Annotated in this window: 19 protein-coding genes; 11 read left to right on the top strand and 8 right to left on the bottom strand. The window is 45.6% G+C overall.

From position 1 onward, the window contains the following. Window positions 1-670 precede the first annotated feature (670 nt). The 3 genes from ACYVF1_RS29760 to ACYVF1_RS29750 all read left to right on the top strand — a co-directional run bounded on the left by ACYVF1_RS29760 (window position 671) and on the right by ACYVF1_RS29750 (window position 3,214). Window positions 671-952 (top strand): transposase, encoded by a 282-nt coding sequence (locus ACYVF1_RS29760; protein ID WP_461085900.1) that lies wholly within the window; start codon window positions 671-673, stop codon window positions 950-952. Beyond that, window positions 949-1,842 (top strand): IS3 family transposase, encoded by an 894-nt coding sequence (locus tag ACYVF1_RS29755; RefSeq protein ID WP_461085904.1) that lies wholly within the window; start codon window positions 949-951, stop codon window positions 1,840-1,842. Before ACYVF1_RS29760 ends, ACYVF1_RS29755 begins: the two co-directional genes overlap by 4 nt. Window positions 1,843-1,951: 109 nt before the next feature. Further along, window positions 1,952-3,214, top strand: coding sequence for an erythromycin esterase family protein (locus ACYVF1_RS29750; RefSeq protein ID WP_461085898.1), 1,263 nt, complete (start codon window positions 1,952-1,954; stop codon window positions 3,212-3,214). Window positions 3,215-3,315: 101 nt separating this feature from the next. Here ACYVF1_RS29750 and ACYVF1_RS29745 read toward each other — a convergent pair whose 3' ends face one another. From ACYVF1_RS29745 to ACYVF1_RS29730, 4 genes are all read right to left on the bottom strand, one after another. Beyond that, entirely contained in the window at window positions 3,316-3,798 is a 483-nt protein-coding gene (locus tag ACYVF1_RS29745; protein ID WP_461085896.1) for a hypothetical protein, read from the bottom strand. A gap of 180 nt (window positions 3,799-3,978) precedes the next feature. After that, window positions 3,979-5,454, bottom strand: coding sequence for a M43 family zinc metalloprotease (locus ACYVF1_RS29740; RefSeq protein WP_461085895.1), 1,476 nt, complete (start codon window positions 5,452-5,454; stop codon window positions 3,979-3,981). Between the two features lie 70 nt (window positions 5,455-5,524). Further along, on the bottom strand, window positions 5,525-5,956 hold the full coding sequence (locus ACYVF1_RS29735; protein WP_461085893.1) for a hypothetical protein: 432 nt from the start codon (window positions 5,954-5,956) through the stop codon (window positions 5,525-5,527). Between the two features lie 236 nt (window positions 5,957-6,192). Then, window positions 6,193-6,651: a hypothetical protein gene (locus ACYVF1_RS29730; RefSeq protein ID WP_461085891.1), complete on the bottom strand. Its 459-nt coding sequence runs from the start codon at window positions 6,649-6,651 to the stop codon at window positions 6,193-6,195. A 375-nt stretch (window positions 6,652-7,026) separates the two neighbouring features. Here ACYVF1_RS29730 and ACYVF1_RS29725 point away from each other — a divergent pair, with 375 nt between their 5' ends. The 8 genes from ACYVF1_RS29725 to ACYVF1_RS29690 all read left to right on the top strand — a co-directional run bounded on the left by ACYVF1_RS29725 (window position 7,027) and on the right by ACYVF1_RS29690 (window position 16,084). Then, on the top strand, window positions 7,027-7,866 hold the full coding sequence (locus ACYVF1_RS29725) for a hypothetical protein (RefSeq protein ID WP_461085889.1): 840 nt from the start codon (window positions 7,027-7,029) through the stop codon (window positions 7,864-7,866). A 204-nt stretch (window positions 7,867-8,070) separates the two neighbouring features. Continuing rightward, a complete protein-coding gene (locus ACYVF1_RS29720; protein WP_461085887.1) occupies window positions 8,071-8,829 on the top strand; it encodes a TlpA family protein disulfide reductase in 759 nt (252 codons plus the stop codon). A gap of 516 nt (window positions 8,830-9,345) precedes the next feature. After that, window positions 9,346-11,679, top strand: coding sequence for a TonB-dependent receptor (locus tag ACYVF1_RS29715; protein WP_461085886.1), 2,334 nt, complete (start codon window positions 9,346-9,348; stop codon window positions 11,677-11,679). Window positions 11,680-11,684: 5 nt separating this feature from the next. Continuing rightward, window positions 11,685-12,893 carry a DUF4374 domain-containing protein gene (locus tag ACYVF1_RS29710; protein ID WP_461085884.1) on the top strand — a complete coding sequence of 403 codons (1,209 nt, stop codon included), beginning with the start codon at window positions 11,685-11,687 and terminating at the stop codon, window positions 12,891-12,893. A gap of 90 nt (window positions 12,894-12,983) precedes the next feature. Further along, a complete protein-coding gene (locus tag ACYVF1_RS29705) occupies window positions 12,984-13,307 on the top strand; it encodes a hypothetical protein (protein WP_461085882.1) in 324 nt (107 codons plus the stop codon). A 2-nt stretch (window positions 13,308-13,309) separates the two neighbouring features. After that, window positions 13,310-13,585, top strand: coding sequence for a hypothetical protein (locus ACYVF1_RS29700; protein WP_461085880.1), 276 nt, complete (start codon window positions 13,310-13,312; stop codon window positions 13,583-13,585). A gap of 13 nt (window positions 13,586-13,598) precedes the next feature. Continuing rightward, window positions 13,599-15,284, top strand: coding sequence for a PepSY-associated TM helix domain-containing protein (locus ACYVF1_RS29695; RefSeq protein WP_461085878.1), 1,686 nt, complete (start codon window positions 13,599-13,601; stop codon window positions 15,282-15,284). 83 nt (window positions 15,285-15,367) lie between these two features. After that, window positions 15,368-16,084 carry a DUF4198 domain-containing protein gene (locus tag ACYVF1_RS29690; protein WP_461085876.1) on the top strand — a complete coding sequence of 239 codons (717 nt, stop codon included), beginning with the start codon at window positions 15,368-15,370 and terminating at the stop codon, window positions 16,082-16,084. A 715-nt stretch (window positions 16,085-16,799) separates the two neighbouring features. On the opposite strand, the gene ACYVF1_RS29685 is transcribed toward ACYVF1_RS29690, so the two are convergent. The 4 genes from ACYVF1_RS29685 to ACYVF1_RS29670 all read right to left on the bottom strand — a co-directional run bounded on the left by ACYVF1_RS29685 (window position 16,800) and on the right by ACYVF1_RS29670 (window position 21,534). Next, complete coding sequence (locus tag ACYVF1_RS29685) at window positions 16,800-17,507, bottom strand: hypothetical protein (protein WP_461085874.1); 708 nt, start codon at window positions 17,505-17,507, stop codon at window positions 16,800-16,802. A 316-nt stretch (window positions 17,508-17,823) separates the two neighbouring features. After that, complete coding sequence (locus ACYVF1_RS29680) at window positions 17,824-19,347, bottom strand: tyrosine-type recombinase/integrase (RefSeq protein WP_461085872.1); 1,524 nt, start codon at window positions 19,345-19,347, stop codon at window positions 17,824-17,826. Window positions 19,348-19,510: 163 nt separating this feature from the next. Then, a complete protein-coding gene (locus tag ACYVF1_RS29675; protein ID WP_461085870.1) occupies window positions 19,511-21,133 on the bottom strand; it encodes an NHL repeat-containing protein in 1,623 nt (540 codons plus the stop codon). A 44-nt stretch (window positions 21,134-21,177) separates the two neighbouring features. Beyond that, on the bottom strand, window positions 21,178-21,534 hold the full coding sequence (locus ACYVF1_RS29670) for a hypothetical protein (protein ID WP_461085868.1): 357 nt from the start codon (window positions 21,532-21,534) through the stop codon (window positions 21,178-21,180). Window positions 21,535-22,424: the final 890 nt, after the last annotated feature.

Raw genomic sequence — 22,424 nt, 5'->3', positions numbered from 1 at the left:
TTTGAAGGCTTCAAAATCAAACTCGTTGGTCATAGTAGTGAAAGTTAGAGTTTTTATTCCCTTTATTCACCTGTGACACAGTTTAGCGAGCAGTCTCCAGTTTTTAGCCTACTGTACGCACTTACTGTTCTGCTATTAACTCCCTTTTTAGTAACCTGGGGTGGCTCGAAAGCCTTTTGGCAAAAGGTACTTATCTTTTTGTACTCATTCCCCATCAACATTGATGCTGTCAGCGATTATTTTTTTGTTTACATTATTCTCGATGGCCTTTTTTGGGGTTTAGTTTTAACTGGACTACTCAAGCTGGTGAAGTATCTGAGAATACACTTCAAATCTGTTGTATAATCTCAATTATGTTTACCTGGTAGAGTAAATATAGAATTTCAGGCCGTTAGTACGATGATAAAATTGTATCGTAAACTCATCGGCTCATTGAAAAAGAGACACGGTTCGCCGTGCGGTTGATTTAGGATCGGACCGCCGAAGCGGACGGCAATTTGAGACGATTTGATAACCCTCGAATGACTACGTAGTAAATTGGGGCATTGTCTTACACAAACGGGCGATTGGTGAGACGATCATTCATGCAATTAACGTTTACCTCCTATTCACAGGTTGCCTGATATGGTCCTAAAAACCCGGACACGAAACTTAGTTAACTTCGTGTACCATGAACCAATCCCAACAACCAAAACGAAAGTATACCGCCGAGTTTAAGGCCGATGTATTGCGGCTAGTTGCCAATGGTGAACCCATCATGACCGTAGCCCGTAAGATGGGTATTAGCGATAGCCTGATTCACGCCTGGCGGAAGACCAGTGACAAAGGGGAAAAGAAAACCGATCGAAGTCTTCAACAAGAAGTTGATAGCCTACGTAAGCAACTGAGGCAAAGCGAGATGGAGCGCGAGGTCCTAAAAAAAGCTGTTGCCATTTTCAGCCGACAAACCTGACGCTGACGTACCAGTTCATTCAGTTTGAAGAAACCAATTTTCCAGTACGACTACTCTGTAAAGTACTGAATGTCAGCAAGACTGCATATTACACATATCGTAATGGAACAACATTCACTCCGTCAGATAGCGATCTAGCCATGACCACAGCCATCGACAAGATTTTCTGGGAAAACTCCCGACGCTATGGCAGCCGTCGTGTGCTGGAAGCCCTAAAAGAACAGGGCGTAAAGGCTGGTCGACATCGGGTACGTCGTTTGATGCACGAGCACGACTGGCGGGCTATTCAACCCCGTAGTTTCGTACCCAAAACGACTAACTCCAGGCATGGTTTGATCGCTTGTCCCAACCGCTTAATCGAGTTTGGCAAACCTACTGCACCAAATCAGGCGTGGGTTGGCGATATTACGTATTTGCCTTTGGCTGATGGACATTGGGCTTATTTAGCCAGTTGGATGGATCTATTTTCTCGTCGGATCGTGGGCTGGTGGGTCGCCAAGCACATGAAAGAAAGCTTAGTTGTGCAGGCTTTTGATCAGGCCCTCCAGCAACGTCAACCCAAGCCGGGTTTGATCGTCCACTCGGACCGGGGCGGCCAGTATTTCGGTCATTCTTTTCGAAAGCGGCTGGATAAAGGGCGGTGTCTACAAAGCATGGCTGAAACTGATAATTCCTACCAAAATGCTCATATCGAGTCTTTTTGGGGCCGCTTAAAAGCCGAGTTGCTGGAGAGCGGCTGTTTTATGAGTCTAGACGATGCCCGTAATGAATTGTTTAATTATATTGAAGGGTATTATAACATCCGTCGATTGCACTCCAGCTTAGGCTACCGTTCACCAATTGACTTTGAAAAGCAATATTATCAAACAGTTTCTAACAAGCTCTCATAAGTAAAGTGTCCGGCCAAACGGGACCACCCCAGCCCACCTTAAATAATGTTAAGTGAGTAAATGCGAATACGATACGAGCGTACTTTATCGAAAATCTCAATTCTGTAAGATGCACTCAAAACTATTGGCTTCACTACTGCTAGCAGCATATAGTACGAGTTTCTGTGTTGCCCAGAGTTCGCCAGAAATTGACTGGCTTAATAAACAACTCAAACCCATCGAATCGGTAAATCCAAATCACTCCTCAGAAGACCTTAACCCATTCCGGCAGATGGTTAAACAAGCCAAGTTGATTGGCCTGGGGGAGTGCACTCACGGCAGTCATGAGATCTTTCAGATGAAACATCGGTTGTTGACCCACTTAGTGGAGCAACTTGATTTCACTGTTTTCGCCATTGAAGCCGACTTTGCCGGCGCACAACTTGTCAATGAGTACGTGCAGTCGGGTAAAGGCGATTCCTTAGCCGTATTAGATGCATTAGGGTATTGGACCTGGTATACTGACGAGGTGTGGCAACTAATTAAGTGGATGAAGAACTATAATCAAGTGCATTACAACAAACTTGCTTTTACCGGATTTGATATGAACATTCCCTATCCCGCCATTAAAGCACTACGTCAGTATGCGGTTCAACGATCAGAGGTAGCCTTACAGGGATGGGTTGATGAACTCGATACGCTGTATCGTAGCCAGGCTCTCAAACAGACTAACTGGGAAAAGAAAGCCCAACAGTTATCAGAAGAAATACAACAAGCGCTTGGAAGTCAGATGGCCTCTCCGGTCATGCAGCACTGTGCTCGTACCTTAGTCCAGTATGCACAAATGAGACGTAAAGGTTTCCATGCTGGTAACATGTTCCGCGATAAATGCATGGCGACCAATATTGAATGGATACGGCAACAAAATCCCACCGCAAAAGTGGTACTATGGGCGCACAATGGCCACATCGAAAAGCGAACGGGCTTGTCCAAATCCATGGGCCATCATCTGACAAAAACCTACGGATCTGATTATCTATCGGTGGGCTTTACAACCGGTAAAGGCACTTTTACAGCTGTCCGTATTGACCCCCAGACTAAGCAAAGGCATCTGAGCCGCACCAACAGCTTGGTTGAACCCATTGCTGATTCGTTTGAAAAATGGTTTGCTGGAACAGGAGTAGCTAATTTTTACTTGGATCTACGAGCCCTACCCACTGATAAAGCAGAGGCTGGCTGGTTAACTCAGAAAAAGTGGATGCGGAACATAGGCTCAACGGTACCCGCCAAGCCTGACTATCAGTTCACACCCAACCATCGACTACGGGAGTTACATGATGTGTTAATTCATCTAAACCAAACAACAGCCTCCCACTCTTACTTAGTAAAATAAAAGTATTTTGATAGAGCGATGTCATTGTACAAATAGGTATGTGTTAGATAAGTGGAAAACTCCATGCTAACACTCGGTTGTTGTCTGTCGCATCGAACGCTCTATTTATTATAATCGGCCTTAACTGACACTTCAAACGGGTAACAGAATAGTACTGGTGTGTTGGTGACTATGTCGAAATACTGAAAAACATTATCTGCCGATTTAGTAGCATATGTTATTTTCGTTTGTTTGCCCAACTGGCTGTATGTAAATGAAAGTTCTCCATAGGAGTAGCCAAAGTCAAAGTAGGCTTGTGAGTCTCTGGATTGAACTTGCTGAATAATGATGGGTTGACGTGAATCACAGGTAGAATAACCACTTGGCTTAAGAAGGGGAATCAGTTGGAAGCCGGGTTTAAAGTCAATGCTGTCTACCTGATGAAAAGTATGTTTAATAAATCCCCTCACTGAATTGGCTTTGGATCCATATTGCGGCCTTTCCAAAGGGTAGTCGCTGACCAGTTCAATCGTAGCTGTTTTTTCATTATACAAGAGTGAGATTAGCAACGACTGAACAAGCAATCTGAAGTCTTCTTCAGCCATTCGAATCTATTTTATAAGTGCCATTATGTAAAGCTAAGCCAATAAGTGGAGCCGTTTGTGTCTTCAATAGCTTATCGCTATCCAGATTTAGTGGAAACACCTGCCGAAGAAATAGCTATAAGAAAAACGGCTTACAACGTAAAACTACAGATGTAGCAACTAAGATGCCTAGCGAAACAGTTAATAATGAAGCCCCGACTTACAAGCAATCGTAGTGCCTTGCTCTATTTCACCCAGTGAACCCGTTCCCAGGCGCCCATTGCCCTGTTTCAACGAGCCAGGCAGGTACGTTAACCGGCTGAGTACTTGCCGTATATAGCGAATTTGGTCCTGGGTAAAACTATTGTGAGCAACGTAGTAATCCATCACATAATCCGACACAAAAGGTACTTGACTACAACTGTATTTAATGCCCTTGTTGTCAGCACGAGCTTCTTCGTGCTGCGGTATGTCGGCAAAAAAGTTGGGGGTAGTGCAGCCATTCTGAAAGGTATGAATTAGGCCTAAGAAGTGCCCTAACTCATGGTCCAACGAAGGGAAACTAAATTGGTCATAAATGTATATAGCCGGAATAGATTTGGCTGACCAGGTAACGTTCTTTAGCTGGTCACAGGAAACGGCAGTACTTGTTAAATCCGTGGGCAGGTACGAATAAGAATACCCAGGGCCATAAATCCGTCGCCAATCCACACTTACAAATACGTTAATATACTGTTGTGGACACCACTGGTGAACAACCTGGTTAATTAATTTAGCCGCCGTATCAACACTCGCTGGGTTATCAAACGACAGCCGATCCAAGCCTGCTTTAGCCAGTGGGTGGCCGAAAGGGTCAGTGGTGGCCGGCACGAACTCAATAAAAGCGTCGGCCTGGTTGGGGTCAACCGATGTCTTATTTGCCCGATACGTTCGGTTCACATCCGCCAGAATACGGGCTGGATCAATTTGAGATACGTCGGCGTTTTTGGGAATATGGATAATGACAGGAAATCGAACGAGTTCATACGAATTGGTTTTTCGTGCCGTGACCGTTAAGCTCGCTGACTTTGTCTCCCATAAGCTGGCTTGCAGGGTGTAAACTCCGGCTTTATTGGCGGTCATGAATCGGCTTTCAGCTTGAGGAACGCCATCAATGGATAATTTGATGGGTAACGAATACCCGATTGTATCAAGGGTGCGGCCCTGTTTATCGCTGATTGTAACGAATATGGGCAATCGACTCGTGGCGTTCGCGTTCAGGAAAGGAACGGCGGTTGTCAGCTCAAAGCGACTGATATAATCCGTTGCTGAGCCGGCCTCCAAGCGGAGTTGATTATCACTGGTTCGATTGCCTATTTTCGCGGTAACGACAAACTGACCTGCTTTAGTTAAGGTAAAGCTGTCAGCCTCAATCGGTATTCCGTTGACTAAAAACTGGGGTGTTACCGCCGGTTGGACAAAGGTGCCTTTCTCATCGAAGTAATAGACTTCAAATCGCAGTTGATTATGAGCACCATCTTCAAGAAAGTAGAAGGGTCTGGGCTTTTTGTTCTGAAACAGCACGATCTGAATCGAGGCTACGCCGGGGAGCACATCCTGTTTGGGTTGGCAACTGAACAGCAGGCAGACGAGCCAGCCGATTGTCAATAGATAAATCTGTCTGGGACAGTAGCTCATCAGCAGACCTAAATTCTTAGTTGTACAAATGGGTATATGTTAATCCAAGTAATATTTATACGTGTGAGCATTACTCTTTCACGGTTAGCTGAATAAGCTTTGCACTGTCTATTTTCTGCACCATTCCCTGTTTTGTCAGTGACTCTACATCGTCAAATTGAATGACGAACCGGTCACCCGCTTTAGCTTGTTGGAATAAACCAGCTATCGACCCATCACCTGGCCATTCCTCATAGGCTACTCGTCTAGTATCCCGTACCAGGTTGAGAATAGCTTTGTTGATCAATACAGTGGTCTTCAATTGGGGATATTGCTGCAAGCTTTTTTGGTCAAGTTGGCCAAGTAACTGTAATACCTTAGTCCGAGCGGAAATGCCCTGACTAAGATCAAGCGGTTTACCATCAGCCATTAGTATCACCTCATAATTTGGCTTTTGAGCCAGGCAAACGGGCGAAGTCGCTAAAGTGGTCACTGCCAAAAGCGAGAAGAGTACAGCACGCATGAGCTAGGAGGATTAAGTGGAATCTACCCTCGAAACGATAGCAACAAGTAATTCAGTATGAGTAATTAACTTTTTAAACTATAAATTTAGTTAGCGGTAAAAAGGTTAGGCAATAAGCGAATGAGTCCTGTTGTATAATCTCGTTTATGTCAATGGAATAAAGAAAGTTTATCTCAACTTGGCGTTTATAATAAGTACAACCAGGAAAGCAAAACGGCCGTAGGCGTGATGGTTAGCTAACGAAAATTGCGACAATAAGGGGTATCTACTCTCCATTGACCGCCCACTTTGTACAAGCGGTATCTTAAATCCCAGACCATTCTTTTCCCATTATCCCGGTTGCCACCTGAGATGGTCTCAGCTTCCTGATCTTTATCAAAAATATGGACTTCTCCATCCGCTGTGATGACTTTCATTGCTAATAGAAGCGAGTCCCCAATTGGTTGTATTTGGCCTATTTCATAGGATTTAAAATTAGGTGGAAAGGCGATCTGTACAGTTTCCTTAAGATCCGAGCCAGGTCTAAGCTTGGCGAGCTTGATTTTACAAGAATCGGATAAATAGCTTGCAGCTAGTGGGTAATTTTTGTCGATCAACGCACCATAGTAATTCTTAAAGGTATGGCGCGCTGAACGACAACTCATGCTCAATCCAACCATTATTATTAGCAGCAGCTTTGTCGCAAACCGGCTCATAAGTATAGAGTATCTGGTTGGCCGAAAGATACGCCGAGCAATATAGATGGAGAAGTAGTTAACGTCTTTTAACAGCAGCTGTAGACGTAAAAAACTGTTGTATAAGTGAAGTGGCAGTTGCAAAAGTCAGAAGTGAGTCCAATTCGCTCGGATAGGAAGTTGATTAGATTTAATTTGTGGCCGAAAATTGTCGTTTAATGAGCCTGCTTGTAACCGTTTCGACTTTTGCAACCGCCACGGCGGACCGTAGCCACCGCACTTATAGAACATAGTAATTATCTCACTAATACTATCATTGTCCATCGATGAGACAACTTTATTACTCATTTTTGGCTCTAGGTTTAACGTATATCTTCTACTAAATCCTCACTTATTATGCGCCTACCTCAACACCGCATTTCATTTCTTTTGACAATGGCCGCACTCCTCACCGGAGCATGCAGTAGAGAGCCCGCACCAACCCCGCTCGATCCACAAGATTTACTGTTGGTCAAAAAAGTGACCGCTTCTTATCAGGGATCGGGCACCACTAAAATTCGCTCGGATACGGCCACGGCTCAATCCATCCTCTATCAAAATGTGGTCTTTTATCCCCTCACCCGTAGTCAGGATATCTATCGCTACGATACCCAACGCCGACTAACTTACATAGAGACGAGGAACCCAGACCGACCCGACTACACCTATGAGTGGGGTGATGTCTCCTATGAGTACACAAACAACCAACTCATTTACACCAACCGGCGTGTCTTTCCTCTATTTCCCACCCCCTTTGACCTGAACGCTCAGGGCTACGCGATCAACTACAATACCTATGATCAGAACGGTTATCTAGTCTTCCGGCAAGACGGGCCTAACTCCACCGTAAAACAGACCGTTGTCAATGGCAATATTGTCCAACGGATTGCTCAAAATCCGACCAGCCGTACTACTACTACATATGAGTACGATTTGACTAAGCTCGGCCTACCCAATCCTGAGAAGGTCCTGTGGGGTCGTCCTAGTCGCAATTTGTTGATGAAGACAACAGAGCTTTATGAATCCTTCAATGGGGTAGCTTCCATCTGGCCGGATCGGCGGGTGACCATGTATCGGTATGAGTTTGATGGGTTGGGTCGGCCCAGCCAACAAACGGCGTTTGTGGAACTGAATTTGAGGCCTAATCCTGCCGTTGTGTGGCGGGAACTCCAGGTGAGTACATTGGATTACCAATAAGGGGTAATTCTATCCGCTATAGCGGCCTAATCGTTCTGGGAATAGTACTTGTATGCCACTAGTAGAGTTTGACAACTATCAAAATAGTAAAAGCATATTCTCAAATAAGGCTCCTATATGAGATAATTGAGCATTCATAATACTAGTAGTATATGCCTTATCAATCCACCTTTTTGAGCTACTATATTTAAATGAATTCGCTCTGTGATCGCTAGATATTCTTTCCTCTTGGTGCTAGTGTTATTCATTGGTGCATGCACGTCCAAAAAGCCGGTTGCTGACCCTAGCCAAATTCTAAAGAATGCGAACAGCTTTTGGTCCTACAAGCAAAAGTATATTCGGCTCTACGAAGATTACCAAGCCTTAGATAACCACCTGAAGCCAATTACCAGGGAGGCCTTTCTGCGAGCATTATCAACGGGTCGCTATTTACCATTACGTCTAGAGGCACAGGATACAACCACGCTTTATCAGCTCTACCCATTACCTGGTAGGGTAGATAAAGAGCTCAAGAACTTACTCCACCAATGGGCACATAATGAATATGAGTACTACCAGGCTGAAGGCAAGCTTTTACCCGATTATCATTTCGTGGATATGGAGGGAAATGTTTATTCCAACCAAACCACGAGAGGAAAAACGCTGGTAGTGAAGTGCTGGTTCGTCCACTGTGTGGCTTGTGTGGCCGAAATGCCCGCTCTAAACCAGTTAAAGCAACGCTACAAGAACCGCGACGATGTGGTATTTGTGAGTTTGTGCTTAGACTCGGCCGACAAAGTGGCTGCTTTTCTGAAGAAAACCAAGTTTGATTATGCTACCGTGGCGGATCAGACTGCCTACTTGGAAGAGCAATTAAAGATTGGTTCTTACCCCATGCACTTGTTGGTGAACAAAGAGGGATTAGTCATTAAACAAGTGGATAATTACCACGGTGTAGTGTATACGTTGACTAAAACTCTTTAGCTAAGACATTCTCACGAAAAAGCTCTATTCTTAGAACACCTTATTTGTATGCTATTGTAAACGACGAATTATCGCTTTTTGAGTAATAACCATCCATATCCTTAAGGCTTTAGTTAAATAAAAGTGTGTTTAGTACTAATTTCACTCCATATAAAATTCTCTAAATGGGTGACTTACCTAGTGTAACTCTTAATTAAAAATTGTTTAGAAAAACGTCGGCATTTGTCTTATTAAGCAGATCAGTGCATTATCATGTTAATACTAATAAACTTTTGTACTTATTAAAGTAAGATTAAATTTATTTGGACTGGTTATAAATAATATTATAATTTTGTGACACTGTCTACGCAATCTACAATCTAGCTGCAACTACGTTTGGAGATTTGATCAGCTTTAAGTAAGCCTTTGTGCGACTTTAGCTAATCAGTATAAACAGAAAGAGCCGGACGGCTGCAACCATCCGGCTTAGCCTGTCTAACGACAGGTGCTCTACAACGGGGTAACATTATAAAGCAAATGCAAATTAATAAAATTCTGCATGTAGGACTTCTATGTCTTCTTACATTTTGTAGCTGGGCTCAACAAACGGGGGGCAGCCTGGTCGGAACCATACGGACTGCTGAAGGTCAGGTACTACCTGGTGCATCCATCAGCCTCGCCGACAAAAGCGGTGGAACGTTCGCCGATCCACAGGGAACGTACCGGCTTGAGAATTTAAGCGCCGGTAAACATACCATTATAGTCTCGTTTGTTGGCTATCAGAAAATCAGCCGGGTGGTTTACGTGCAAGACAGTAAGCCGACACGGATGGACGTCAATCTTAAGCCAGAATCCAACGAATTAGATGCGGTTACTGTAATCGGTCGTACCGAAGTTCAGGAGGTGAACCGGCAGTCATTCAATGTTACCGCCGTTGATGCCAAGCAACTCTATAATTCTACGCTTGATCTTAGTAGCGCACTGGACCGAGTGTCCGGCGTACGGGTTCGCGAATCAGGGGGGGTAGGCTCCAATTTCAATCTTTCTCTAAACGGTTTTTCCGGCAACCGTATCCGTTATTTCATTGACGGAGTACCGATGGACAATTTTGGGTCGTCCTTTCAAATCAATAACATACCGATCAATACCGCCGAACGACTTGAAGTGTATAAAGGTGTTGTTCCGATCTGGCTGGGTTCGGATGCGTTGGGAGGAGCAATCAACATTGTTACCGGTGATCGTTTCCGGAATTATGTGGATGCTTCTTATTCCTATGGCTCTTTTAATACGCATCGTAGTGTAATAAACGCAGCTTTCACGACCAAGAATGGCTTCACGACACGTGTCAATGCCTTCCAGAATTATTCGGACAACAACTACAAAGTAACAGTTGATGCAGCCGATATCTACACGGGGGCATACAAGCCTAATGCCATAGTCAGACGTTTTCACGACACGTATCATAACGAAACGGTTATTGCCAGCGTGGGCGTAGTGGGTAAAAAATTCGCTGACCAACTGCTGTTTGGGATCACGCTTGGAAAAAATTACAAGGAGCTACAAACGGGGGCCCGAATGGTTGCGGTTTTCGGAGGCTGGCACAGACGAGGCAATATTGTCATGCCTACGTTGAAGTATCGCAAAACAGACCTTATCAAAGGACTTGATGTAACGGTAAACGCGAATTATAACCTAGGTAAGGAACGTAACATCGATACGTTATCGGCACGATTTGACTGGTACGGTAATTCGAAGCCGAATCCGAATGGGGAAGGCCGTGGTCGTAGTCTATCACAATATGGCAATAACAATGGACTGGTAACTGCTACTGCCAACTATAAATTAACGGATAGGCAGGCCATTGCGCTGAGTAACGTATTCAGTACATTCTATAGAAAAGGCACCGATGCATTTAACGAAAGTTTCACGCAGGGCGACGTGCGGCCCCGGCTCAGTAAGAACGTATTAGGTGTAGGTTATACCTACGATGTGAAAGATAAATGGAGCACCTCTATTTTCGGAAAATATTTATATCAGTCTACACCCCGACAAACTCCATTCAGTAAACTAGGTTTTGGAGTGGCCGCCAGTTATTTCCCAACAGCCGGTTTTCAGTTAAAAGCGTCGTACGAGCAAGCCAATCGGCTGCCTGAAGCCAACGAACTGTTTGGCGATGTGGAATTAGTGCAGGGTAATCTTTCCCTGAAACCCGAGCAGAGTCAGAACATAAACCTTGGGTTCAACTACAGTTTTGCGGCTAAAGAAGATCACCGTTTTCTGATCAATGCAAACGCCATCTACCGCTATTCCGATAATTACATCTATTCCCGATTCAATCAGAATCAGTCGGCTCTTGTACTGGATAATCTCGACGGCGTATTTACCCTCGGCGGTGAAGGTGAAATAAGATACTCCTACAAAAAATTCTTATCGGCCGGAGCGACCCTAACGTATCAGAAGCTGGAAAATCGGCAACAGTACGTGTTTGATAGCAACGGTAATCTTGTCCTGAGCCCGGTTTACAAGGACCAAATGCCCAATATTCCGTACTTCTTCGGCAACGCGGATGCCTCACTTACGTTGAGGGATCTTGGCCAAAAAGGGAACGTACTGAACATTGGTTACAATATGCTGTACGTCCATGCATTCTGGCTGTACTGGCCCAGTCGTGGGGGCGACAAACTCAGTATTCCCCAACAGGTTAGTCATGATCTGAACGCGGTATATAGTCTGAAGAATGGAAAATACAACATCGGACTAGAGGCACGTAACATCACTGACAATCGCCTGTACGACAACTTCAGCTTACAAAAGCCCGGTCGGGGCTTCTACGTGAACCTGCGTTATTTCTTCAATTCGTTTAACATTTAATGTCTATGAAATTTAGATCGACTCTCGCCCTTGCTGTTGCTGCGGGGATTCTAGCCTCGTGTAGTGAAAACACGACAACCGTACCCGAAAATCCAGGCAACTTTATATTAGCCGTTAGTCCGGCAGCATCCACAGGAGTCGCTGATTATCTGCTGACAGCGCAAAACCTGGACGCCGGAACCATCTCAACGGCGGGTAATGGCGTTGAACAGGACGGAACATATCGCTACTACGTAACGCACAACGGAAAATTCTTCAGTATGCTCTACGGTCAGGGTAATCCCGGCGCCGTTACCGCCTACAATATTCAGGGTGGAAAACTGACCAAGCTGACCAATTTTCAGACTGAAACTGTACAGGCATTTGCCCCATTCAATGATGATCTGCTGTTGTTCAAAATTTCACGTAGCCTGACAGCACCTACCTCAAGCTGGTATAAGGTCAACACAAACAGCCTGACCATTTCTTCAGAAGGTACCGTGAATACCCTTGACGTAACCGGACTGGGCGAGCTGGCTCACTTTACCTGGATCAAACAAGTGGGTACGAAGCTTTTTGCTCCGTACCAAACGATCAACGATCGAAGCTTCAACACGGCTTATCCCAATCAGGCTTCCATTGCTATTTATAACTACGCTGATATGAAACTTGAAAAGGTAATCACAGATAAGCGGACTAGTTTTATTGGCAAATACTTCCAGGACGGCCTCTCCATTCAGGAAAATGGGGATATCTATGGATATTCTCCCGCTGCTGCAACAACCGGAGGAACGATTTCTACAACCAAACCCTCGGCTGTCTTGAAAATCAGTTCAGGTACGACCGAGTTTGACCAAAACTATTTCTTCGACGTAGAAGCTGCTAGCGGTGGGATGAGCATTACGTCGTGGCTCTACGTTGGAAACAATACGTATATCGTAAACGCTGCGTCAAAGGCTGAAAAAACGTCTGGGTTTCCATCTGGTAAACGTATTGGTATCGTGAACGTAGTGGATAAAACCTACAAAGCGGTCACGGGTATGCCCGACATAGCAACCATCTCGAACCTGACCACTAACAACTATTCCCCTAAAGATGGTAAAACGGGCTATGTCGGTGTCAACTTAACGGACGGCACCAGCTACATCTATAAGATTGATGCCAGTTCGCAAACAGCGACCCGTGGCCTGAAAGTGGAAGGTGGTACCGTTACCGCCGTACAAAATCTGAAATAAGACATCCTGATGCCACCGAACCGGAATCTCTCAGGAGATTCCGGTTCGGTAGTTTGTAAATCATACCGAACAAATCATGCCTTACCGCTCATGATCACCACCTTGTACTTTATACAATTTATTGCCTTTTACCTATGGCAAATTACGGCTCCTAAACGTCAGCCTGTGGGTGGCTTATGGACCTATGCGCTAGCCAACAAATCACAAACGCGTCTTATTGGAACTGTGTTATCGCTGGTTGCCTGCGTGGGGTTTGTTTTTCAATGGGGTCTGGCGAGCGGCATCTTTGGTTTTTTTGTGGGACTGATGACCGTTGGTTGTCTTTCGGTGGTCATTGAGCCGTTTAATTACCTGCGTGTGCAGGGCGTTGCCGCGATCTATGTGTGTTGTGTGATCTTAGAAATGATTCTCTAGTTATGCCAGCCAATAAAAAATACCTGACTAAATCGCCCTGGATAAAATTATCTAAAATATTGGCGGGTTCGCTGGGTGGTTACCTAGTGACCATCAGTTTTCACGCGGCCCTGACCCGCGTATTTCCGAAGGAATACGTCATGGTGACCTCGTTCATTACGGGCTACCTGTTGTGGTCAACGCTTTTACTAGTAGCCTTCCTGATCCCGCAAGCCTGGAAGACTTGGGCTATCTATGTGCTATTAATAGGGGTATTTTCAGGCATTTACTTCATTTGAATCGGTTACGATTATGGATAACAGAAAATACAATATTTATTTCAACACCCATACAATCAGTGGCATCATTATCTGCGCGATTTTGTATGTCATGTTCTTTGCCGGTTCGTTCTCGTTTTTTAAGGACGATCTGGCCTCGTGGCAAAAAAATGAGTCTTATTTGAGCCATGAAGCGGGAACGAAAAAGGATTTCAACTACATCCTTGATTCGCTCGCCAAACATCATACGCTAAAAGGACGTGATTTTGATTTGACGATGCAACGGCATCAGGCGGGCGTATACGTTTCCATGAGTGCCTCGCATGATCCAGTCGTACAAAAACTGAAGAAGCCTAAAAAGAAGCCGGAAGGACGACGCGGCCGGGGCAGAGGCCGAGGAGGAGATGATGATTCTGCGTTCTTTACGTATGACTTCAGCAAACAGCAGGAAGCTGATTACGCGTCCAGTTATACCATCGGTGAGTTTTTGTACCGGTTACACTTTTTAGCGCAGGTAAACCAGGTTTTCCCTTTCCGTATTGGCGTTCCGTTTGGATACCTGCTGGCTGGTATTGTCTCATTCATCTTTCTTTTTGCCCTCATCACGGGGTTGCTGCTGCACTGGGACAAGATTGTATCTAACTTCTTTACGTTCAGGCCTTGGAGTAAACGAAAAACGTTGTGGACCGATCTGCATACGGTGCTGGGGGTGATCGGTTTCCCCTATCAACTCGTATTTGCGATAACGGGCGTGATCCTGATTTTTAATTCCTTCCTGATCATTCCCTATACGAAGCTATTCTACAAGGGTAATGAAGAAAAAATATACCAGGATCTTGGGTACGGCGTAAAATCAGAATTTGCATATGCGAACAAGCCGTTGAGCACTACGTTCGACATTAATCGTCTGGTTACTCAAACCGAACAGAAATGGCAAAACAGCGATGTCAGTTTGATTGCCATCCGGAACTACGGGGATGAAAACATGCACGTAGTGATACAGGGAAAGCCCCATACGGACGCCCAGCTTAATGGACAGGGAGAACTCATCTACCGGATACGTGACCAGAAGATCCTTTCGGAACGCACACCGCTGGAATCGGCATCGTATATACACACGATCAGAGGACTCATTTTACGGCTGCATTTTGGCGATTTTGGCGGCAGACCCCTGCGCGTGATCTATTTCGTTTTAGGTATTTTAGGTTGTATTGTCATTAATTCAGGTGTAATGATCTGGTTGGTGGCTCGAGACAACAAGAACATTCCTGCTCGTAAACGGACATTCAATTTCTGGACTGCCAACGTATATATTTCCTCCAGCTTAAGTATGTTGCCCGTTACGGCTCTCGCCATGACGGCCTTGCTGTTCCTAAATAAACCGGGACAATCGGATATTTATCATTGGTACTTTTATTCATGGCTTGCTCTGGGCGTTTATTTCCTCGTTCGGAAAAATCTCGCCTTGGTGAATCGACAATCGATAATTTTATCCGTGGTAACCTGTTTTCTATTGCCACTAGCTGACGGCGTCATACGTGGTAACTGGTTTTGGAACACCTTTACCCGTGGCGCTTTTGACATCCTGTTTATCGATGTGCTTTTCCTTTGCCTGGCAATCATAAACGGGGTTATTCTATGGAAGCTTGAGCAGAAAAAACGTACTCAGCCAAGTTCGGTACAGGTTAATGAGAAAGTTGGTCAATTAGGCACTGCCTGATATTCGGTAGACACAGTTTTCAACCCAAACAGAATCACTCTATTTTTTCAGTTAAATCAATAGTCATTTTCAACTACCTTGTCATGAAGCGATTCAGCTTGCTTATTCTGCTTACTTTACTACTTAACGTAGCAGACGTATATGCCCATGCGTTATGGATACAAACCAATCCAATTGGCAAAAAGGGTCAGAAACAAACGGTTACCATTTTATATTCCGAACCAGGTGAATCGTCTGAAAAGCTTAGTGACTGGTATTCCGATGTCAAGTCATTTGAACTTTGGCTGATCGGTCCCAGGGGACAGAAAACTCAATTATCGGTAAATCCGGCTCAAGACCATTTTACGGCGGAATTCACGCCCGAACAAGACGGCGTCTATACATTGGCTGTGGGCCACAGCGCTAAAGATCTGGGCGGTGCCACCAAATATCAGTTTAATGCTACCGCAGCGGTGACAGTGGGCAAGGCGGCATCAGCGTCGGTAGCGCACCCTAACGAGTTGAACGTAGCCGTTGCTGATGCAGGAAAAGCCTACGGCGTAGGCAAACCCGTATTACTGGCAGGGATATTCAACGACAAACCCTCTGAAAAACTTCGTGTATCGGTTCATTCACCCAGTGGATGGAGTAAAGAAATCCTAACGAACGCAAGTGGTGCTGCCGAGTTTACACCCGTCTGGCCGGGCCGCTACTACATTGAAGCCAGTAAGACGGAAAAGACGAATGGTCAGCAGGATGGCAAATCCTACCAGGCAATATGGCGCTGTGCGACCTACGTACTTGATGTAGTGGAAAAGTAAACACAGATTTCTAGCATCTAATATTCCTCTTAACCGCAACGCATCTTTGCGGTGAGGAAATGCACAGAAACCCCGATACGAATAGCCTCCTATACGCGAATGGGGGGCTATGGTACAGCTTCCAGTTTGGCCCTTTGTTTCGGTACCTTACTGCCGATGAATTTCATCGATTGCACGATTCCATCATGGCTTTCGATTGGAGTCAACTGCCAACTCGTGCTAGGAGATCCGCTACTGGTGAGTATATGTCCTCAGCCTCCAAAATTACCTTGTTTGGGGCAATGGACTTGCTACCTTTTATTTGGCATGGAGCTAAGTAACATTTGTCGGGAAAAGGAGTGAGCCCAATCCACAATTCGCTCCCACTTGAGACGAACGAGTGTTCATGCATCTGTCTACATATTGGGGCGTTTTTGAGACAATTAGTTTTTATTAACTGTCAAGTGGCCCCCAGCGGCTGACCGTAGCCACCGCGGTCCAGTTTGTCGCATACGCTACCGAAACAAACAAGCAAAACGGCTACAGGTAATCCAAAACCAATGTCTATTGAACGACAACACATACAGGATGGGGTCAATTGATTTTGTGGAGGCTTGGTCCGTTAAAATGGCGGGACAGGTTAAGCACAATATAGGTCGCATCAACCTACCCTGTCGGGCTATTGATGAGCAGTAGTCCGGCAGGGTAGGTTGATGCGACTCGACAGGCTACTCTACTAATAGTTAGGCTCGGCTAAATAAACTTCAATGATGCGGGGACTCATCGACACGATTCGTATGCCACCGTAACGGTTCTGGTTTACCAGGTGGAACTGGTAGATGTCGCCCTGCTTATAATTCTCAATTTCGGTAACCGTATCGTTGGTATGCTCCCAGTAGAGCTCAAACAGATTAGGCCGTCCTTTGACCCAGCCTTCGATGGTAGTGGCTGAAAACTTACTTTTATTGAAGAACGTCCGTTCAAGCTGATCGGAGCCTCCCAATACGTGAGTGAGTTCAGACCACATATCGTAGACCGAGGCTACTTTTTTGTCGTGATACAGGTTGAAATCCGTCTTATACGTAGTTGCCGCAGCCGTATTGTTCAGGAAGTTAAAGCTGTAGGCTATCCCATCCTTCACGGAAAACATCGTTGGCATCAACTTGGGATCGGTGCCCGTAGGGTAGGTTGGCCAGGTAATGCGCCAGGCGCGGCATCGGGTTTCTGCCCACAAATCATTGGCTGGTACATAGGTCTGTTTGCTAATGGTTGGGGCGGGTAGCGACGGCCCGTTACTGATGTCACCGACTCCGGTCCGGGCGGAACCCTGGGTAAGTGGATTGGCTGGGGAGCTGGGTTGCTGGCTGGTGATTGAGGGTGCTTCGCATCCACAGAGCGCTGTCAGGAGCAGAGTAAAGAGCGTTATTTGGTTGATTGGTTTCATGTCCTTATTGAATAAAAAGGGTTATATCCCGTTTAGATGCCACAAAGATGGCGGATGGGACAGGGGTGAATCCATACCAACAAGTTTGTATTTTGATTCGCCTTTGGACTTGCCTTTAGTGAAGTGGCATCATTTTAAGAAGCCAAAAAGCCTGACTGTAAAACGGTCAGGCTTTCCTTATTACCCTAACGACACCCTTCCGTGTGAGTGTCTGCTTTGATACGGTAACCCTCGGATTTCGTCACAAAAAAGCCTGACTACATCACGTGGCCAGGCTTTCTGATTCTTAGAAAATTAGAACCGAATCGGTTCCTGCCTACAAAGTTCGTCGTTTTGTGCTCTTAAAAAAATACCGGGCAAACATCATCACCAGCATGATACAGGCGCCGATAAACTGTAAATCCTTCTCACCCGTTTCCCGCCCTACGTAGCGCAGCAGCACAAAGCCCCCCAGGATCAGCAACAGGATGACGCTGAAATCAAATTCCTCCACCTGCCTGCCTAAATATCCATCGGCTACCTCCGTTACGCTGTCGAGGTTCACAAACGGCTCTCTCCGCAGCCGGTCGCACAGCTCCCGAATCTTACGCGGGTTTCCGTCTGCGGTCTCGTAAATCTTCGTCATTACGCCGTCGAGATCGGACACCTGCAAATCACCGATCAGCCGGTAAATCATTTTCAGGCTATCGGGTCGCGGCAACGGTTTGAGCTCCAGTTTCTCAAAGGCCCAGGCAAAACTAGCCGCTTCCATCTTGACGCTACGTGCCGTGGTGATGATGGTGAAGTGATCTTTCAGTTCTTCCAGCACTTTCACCACCTTTGGCGTGATGCCATCGATGTTGCCGATCTTCAGCAGGTACTCCCGTGCCTGCGTTACGTCCTTTAAGGTCTGAACCAGATTCGTTAAGCTGGCTGTCGATAGTTTGACCTCCACCGACTTCAGATCGCTGGTCTGGAACAGCATCGCTGCGGCCGTTTCCTTGTCACCACAGACGTGCAGAATCGCGGCTTTGAGCGAGGTTTTAAAGTCGCTGCAATCGTCGATCACCAGTGTGCGTTTCTCGAAGTTCAGCGACTGGAGCAAATGTGTTTTACCAATGCCGATGTCGCCCGTGATCAGTACGTTGATGCCTCGGCTGACGAGACTTTGAATTTGTTTCTGTTCTTTGTCTCGGCCGACGCTGAAATCAATATCGGGCGTGAGTAGGTTTATTGTGCTACGTCGCTGCGGGAATAGCTTTGTTTTGATACGGTGGTACAGTGTCGGTTTAGGTGCACTGGCATTGATCATCCTACGCAAATCGTCAGGATTCGCGTGTGTGTAAATGTCCGTAACCCGGCTATCAGAATGGCCCAAGAAATCACGTACCTGTACTACGTTCGCGCCATTAGCAACCAGGTTCGTTGCGGCTGTATGGCGTAACTTATGCGGCTTTACTTTGCCTACTTGTGGGGCTCTTTCTTCCAGCCGGCTCAACGCCATATTGACCGCACTTCTACCGATTGGCTTAGCAGGGTTTTTGGGCGACGGAAACATTACCCCTTTTAACGGCTTTCCTCCTTTCTGACGCTCTCGTATCAATTCATCGAGTGCCGCATACAGTCGATCAGACATTGGAATAGAACGTTCTTTTACTTTACCTCTTTGCTTCGAGGTTTTGAGCAAAATGGTCTTTTTGACAAAGTCACATTTTTCCCAAAGCAGTGTTCGGCATTCTGACACTCTGCCTCCACAATCCATCATTAATAAGGCAATAACCTTATGATCGACATTATTAATATTTGCCAATATGGCGGCTTGCTCCTCCGCCGTGTGAAATTCAAGCTGAAGTGATTCCATTAACTATGCCGGTGTATTTCATGCTGGATTTCTTCAAATACACCAGCTGAAATTGTTAAAATTTAAATTAGGGTGATCGCCGGAATTGCACTTTTACATGCGTGGTATTCTTGTTACAAAGGTCTTAGTTCACCAATGACTATATTGCTGACTTTGAGCTGGTTTATTGGGCTATTAGTAAACGGCTACCCTCGCCCCACTTTAGCGCAATCGGTAAATCGTAGATAAGTCGACGAGCTGTAGCTTCATAGTTATCAGGAATCGTGATCCTATGCTTGAGATGAACCACATCCGTAGCGGTTGGCACGCGTCCGCAGGACCAGGTTGACACGGAACTCCACATCCCATCAGTGGTAGAAATACAACCCGGATCCGCTGGCCCATTCAGACGAACGATCCAGACATCTGAATACCCTCGGTTGCTTGTCACATCACCGGTCGTCGATTCGGCATACCCGGCGACAATACTACCGCCGTTGCTGGTAGGAAGCACGACGGCAGCCCCTTCGCCTTTGGAACCGCCCAACGCTTTCTGCCAGATTAGTGTGCCCGTCGAGTCCAGTTTAATGACCCAGGCATCCGTTTGATTGACATATCGATCAGCAGGAGTATGATAGCCTATCACGTCGCCATTCGGGGATTGCGTTGATCCGGTAATCAGGTACTCATTGTTATTGGTTAGCGCAATCGAGGTGGCCATATCGTCATCAAAGCCGCCGAGGGTTTTCTGCCAGATCAGCCCCCCTTCCCTATTGAGCTTTAATATCCAGAAGTCATGATCACCAAAGAAATTATTGTCTCCACTTGGCGGTATGGTACCATGATAGCCCGTTACATCCCCATCGCCTGAGCTGGTATAGCCGGCTACCACAAATTCCCCCGCTGGCGTTCTGATGATGGATATAGCCCGGTCATTGTAGGAGCCACCGTACGTCTTTTGCCAAATCTTGTTTCCGTTCGTATCCAGCTTCAGGATCCAGCAATTAAAAGCGTCGTGCGTCGTTGTTACATCTCCATCAGTCGAAGCCGAATAGCCGGCGATCACATAACCTCCCTCCGGAAGCGCGATTACAGAGCCGGGAAGTTCGTTACTAGAGCCCCCAAACGTTTTTTCCCAAATCAATTCACCTTCAGGATTTAGTTTGATAATCCAATAATCGTAAGTACCCAGGTTTGTGTTACTTGGCTTTTTTACCCAGCCGGCTAGTACGTAGTTTCCATTGGGGTCAACCGTTATTGATTGTGCATAGTACTCGAAACTGGAAGAGCTGTTAAAGGTTTTTTCCCATACTTGATTACCATTCGCATCGAGCTTGAATACCCAAGGAATGTATTTGGGGGTAGCAATACTGTAGTTGGCTGCCGCAATAATTACGCTGCTCCCATCAGCCAGCGTAACCACTTGTGAAGCCCCATGCTGACTGTACTGAGTATTCGAAAACAGGGCAAAACTTTTAAACCATATTTTATTTCCCAGCTTATTGATTTTAGCGGCCCAGGCTGCACTCAACACTTTCCCGGACAAGGGATCACCCGCCATATCGCCATTCGTCGATGCAATACTGCCCACGACGATATACGTGGAGTCTGCCGAGGCAGCCATACTAGTGGCATTATCAAAATAACTTCCCCCAATAATAGTCTGCCACCTGACCGTTGGCGTGGGTAAGGTGAAGGATTGAACCGAGCTGATCGTTTTGTTAGCAAAGGTGGGGAGTGGAAAAGCGAATCCGTTGAACGAAAGGAGTAGTGCTAAAACGAATTGAACCAAATAGATTTTGGGCATAGGCTTGGGATAGAATCAATCTATACACGTAAGACTACAGGGCACTAATTCTCACTTCCTTTTGCCTGCCAGATCAGCAAACTTGCGTTGACGAATGCCGTTTCGCGCAATTGGTTCAATAATCTCTCAAGCCGAATTTTATACAGTTCATGATTTACCGTTTCGGGCGGTACGTTGGTCCTGATACGTTCTTTCAGTTCCAGCATTCGCATTCGGCGTTTTCCTTCCTCGTAATCGCTCAGATTCGTTTTCGATTCCAGCTCTCTCAGTTCAAGATTATCCGCCCGATACTTCGCGGTTGCCTGGTGGTAGGTCCACACTTCCTTTTTGTACGTAGCGTCGAGCAGCTGTAAGTCGTACTCGGTTTGGGAGTTGTCAATCGCCAATTGTCGAAATCGCACATCGTTAGTCTACACTGCAAAACGGGGCCAAAATGAAAATAGAGAGTTAGAAAACTCAGTACTCGACAAAGCTAAGCTTACTTTGATAGTTTGACCGGGTTTATTGCCTTTAAATGGGCCAAAATAGGCTGTATTCTTCCTGCTAATCAGTCAGTAAAGAAAACGGCCGTTTTCTTTACTGACGCTCTAAATCAGCGTTTTACGGGGCTATTTTCATTTTGGCCCCGTTTTGCAATAAAGACCAAAGATGTATAGAAGGAACACTGATTCAAAAAACGAGTTGACCATCCTAGTAATGACGGTTATTTCAGGCTTGGCCATTCTTGTACTGTTCAATTATTACATAGATTCACTACTACCATCTGAGAATATATCATCAACAAGTATTAATGATGAAGTGATAAGGTTTCACTCTATAAATAGCACTTTGAGAAATATTGGTCTTATAGCCATCTTATCCACTCTCGTTTATTATGCTGCCTATCGATTTAAGACTCGAAGGGTTACGAGTTGGCTAGTTATACTGAGTACGCTATCTCTATTGCTGGTAGTACTAATATATGCGATGATACAAACGTGGTATAAAAGCTGCTTCAAGTGTAGAGTCTTAAAATACCCTCCATCTTGAGACGAAGAATCGTTGGGCTATGCTATAAAACGGAGCTGGTTTCATTGTGTCCGTTTTGCAAACATTTTATAACCTCTGATGGGTTAGCTACCTACTTACAAAATCCTATTTTCTTTTTGGCCCGGCTTGGGTAGCCCTGTTTTGCAGCATAAATCAATTTCTGATGCGGGATAAAGATCTGTTTTGATTGAATAAGTACTAAAAAGCCTGCGAATCAATTTATAATGTTTGTAGACTTCTAGTCTGTGAATAATACGTTTTG

This window comes from Spirosoma flavus, assembly GCF_054778555.1.
This window is presented reverse-complemented; position numbering and strand designations above follow the sequence as displayed.

Excerpts from the sequence above, each read along its gene's own strand:
- ACYVF1_RS29740 (WP_461085895.1), bottom strand. The coding sequence starts at position 5,454 with ATGAGCTACTGTCCCAGACAGATTTATCTATTGACAATCGGCTGGCTC.
- ACYVF1_RS29710 (WP_461085884.1), top strand. The coding sequence starts at position 11,685 with ATGAAATTTAGATCGACTCTCGCCCTTGCTGTTGCTGCGGGGATTCTA.
- ACYVF1_RS29675 (WP_461085870.1), bottom strand. The coding sequence starts at position 21,133 with ATGCCCAAAATCTATTTGGTTCAATTCGTTTTAGCACTACTCCTTTCG.
- ACYVF1_RS29705 (WP_461085882.1), top strand. The coding sequence starts at position 12,984 with ATGATCACCACCTTGTACTTTATACAATTTATTGCCTTTTACCTATGG.
- ACYVF1_RS29700 (WP_461085880.1), top strand. The coding sequence starts at position 13,310 with ATGCCAGCCAATAAAAAATACCTGACTAAATCGCCCTGGATAAAATTA.
- ACYVF1_RS29680 (WP_461085872.1), bottom strand. The coding sequence starts at position 19,347 with ATGGAATCACTTCAGCTTGAATTTCACACGGCGGAGGAGCAAGCCGCC.
- ACYVF1_RS29760 (WP_461085900.1), top strand. The coding sequence starts at position 671 with ATGAACCAATCCCAACAACCAAAACGAAAGTATACCGCCGAGTTTAAG.
- ACYVF1_RS29730 (WP_461085891.1), bottom strand. The coding sequence starts at position 6,651 with ATGAGCCGGTTTGCGACAAAGCTGCTGCTAATAATAATGGTTGGATTG.
- ACYVF1_RS29750 (WP_461085898.1), top strand. The coding sequence starts at position 1,952 with ATGCACTCAAAACTATTGGCTTCACTACTGCTAGCAGCATATAGTACG.
- ACYVF1_RS29715 (WP_461085886.1), top strand. The coding sequence starts at position 9,346 with ATGCAAATTAATAAAATTCTGCATGTAGGACTTCTATGTCTTCTTACA.
- ACYVF1_RS29725 (WP_461085889.1), top strand. The coding sequence starts at position 7,027 with ATGCGCCTACCTCAACACCGCATTTCATTTCTTTTGACAATGGCCGCA.
- ACYVF1_RS29685 (WP_461085874.1), bottom strand. The coding sequence starts at position 17,507 with ATGAAACCAATCAACCAAATAACGCTCTTTACTCTGCTCCTGACAGCG.
- ACYVF1_RS29695 (WP_461085878.1), top strand. The coding sequence starts at position 13,599 with ATGGATAACAGAAAATACAATATTTATTTCAACACCCATACAATCAGT.
- ACYVF1_RS29690 (WP_461085876.1), top strand. The coding sequence starts at position 15,368 with ATGAAGCGATTCAGCTTGCTTATTCTGCTTACTTTACTACTTAACGTA.
- ACYVF1_RS29745 (WP_461085896.1), bottom strand. The coding sequence starts at position 3,798 with ATGGCTGAAGAAGACTTCAGATTGCTTGTTCAGTCGTTGCTAATCTCA.
- ACYVF1_RS29735 (WP_461085893.1), bottom strand. The coding sequence starts at position 5,956 with ATGCGTGCTGTACTCTTCTCGCTTTTGGCAGTGACCACTTTAGCGACT.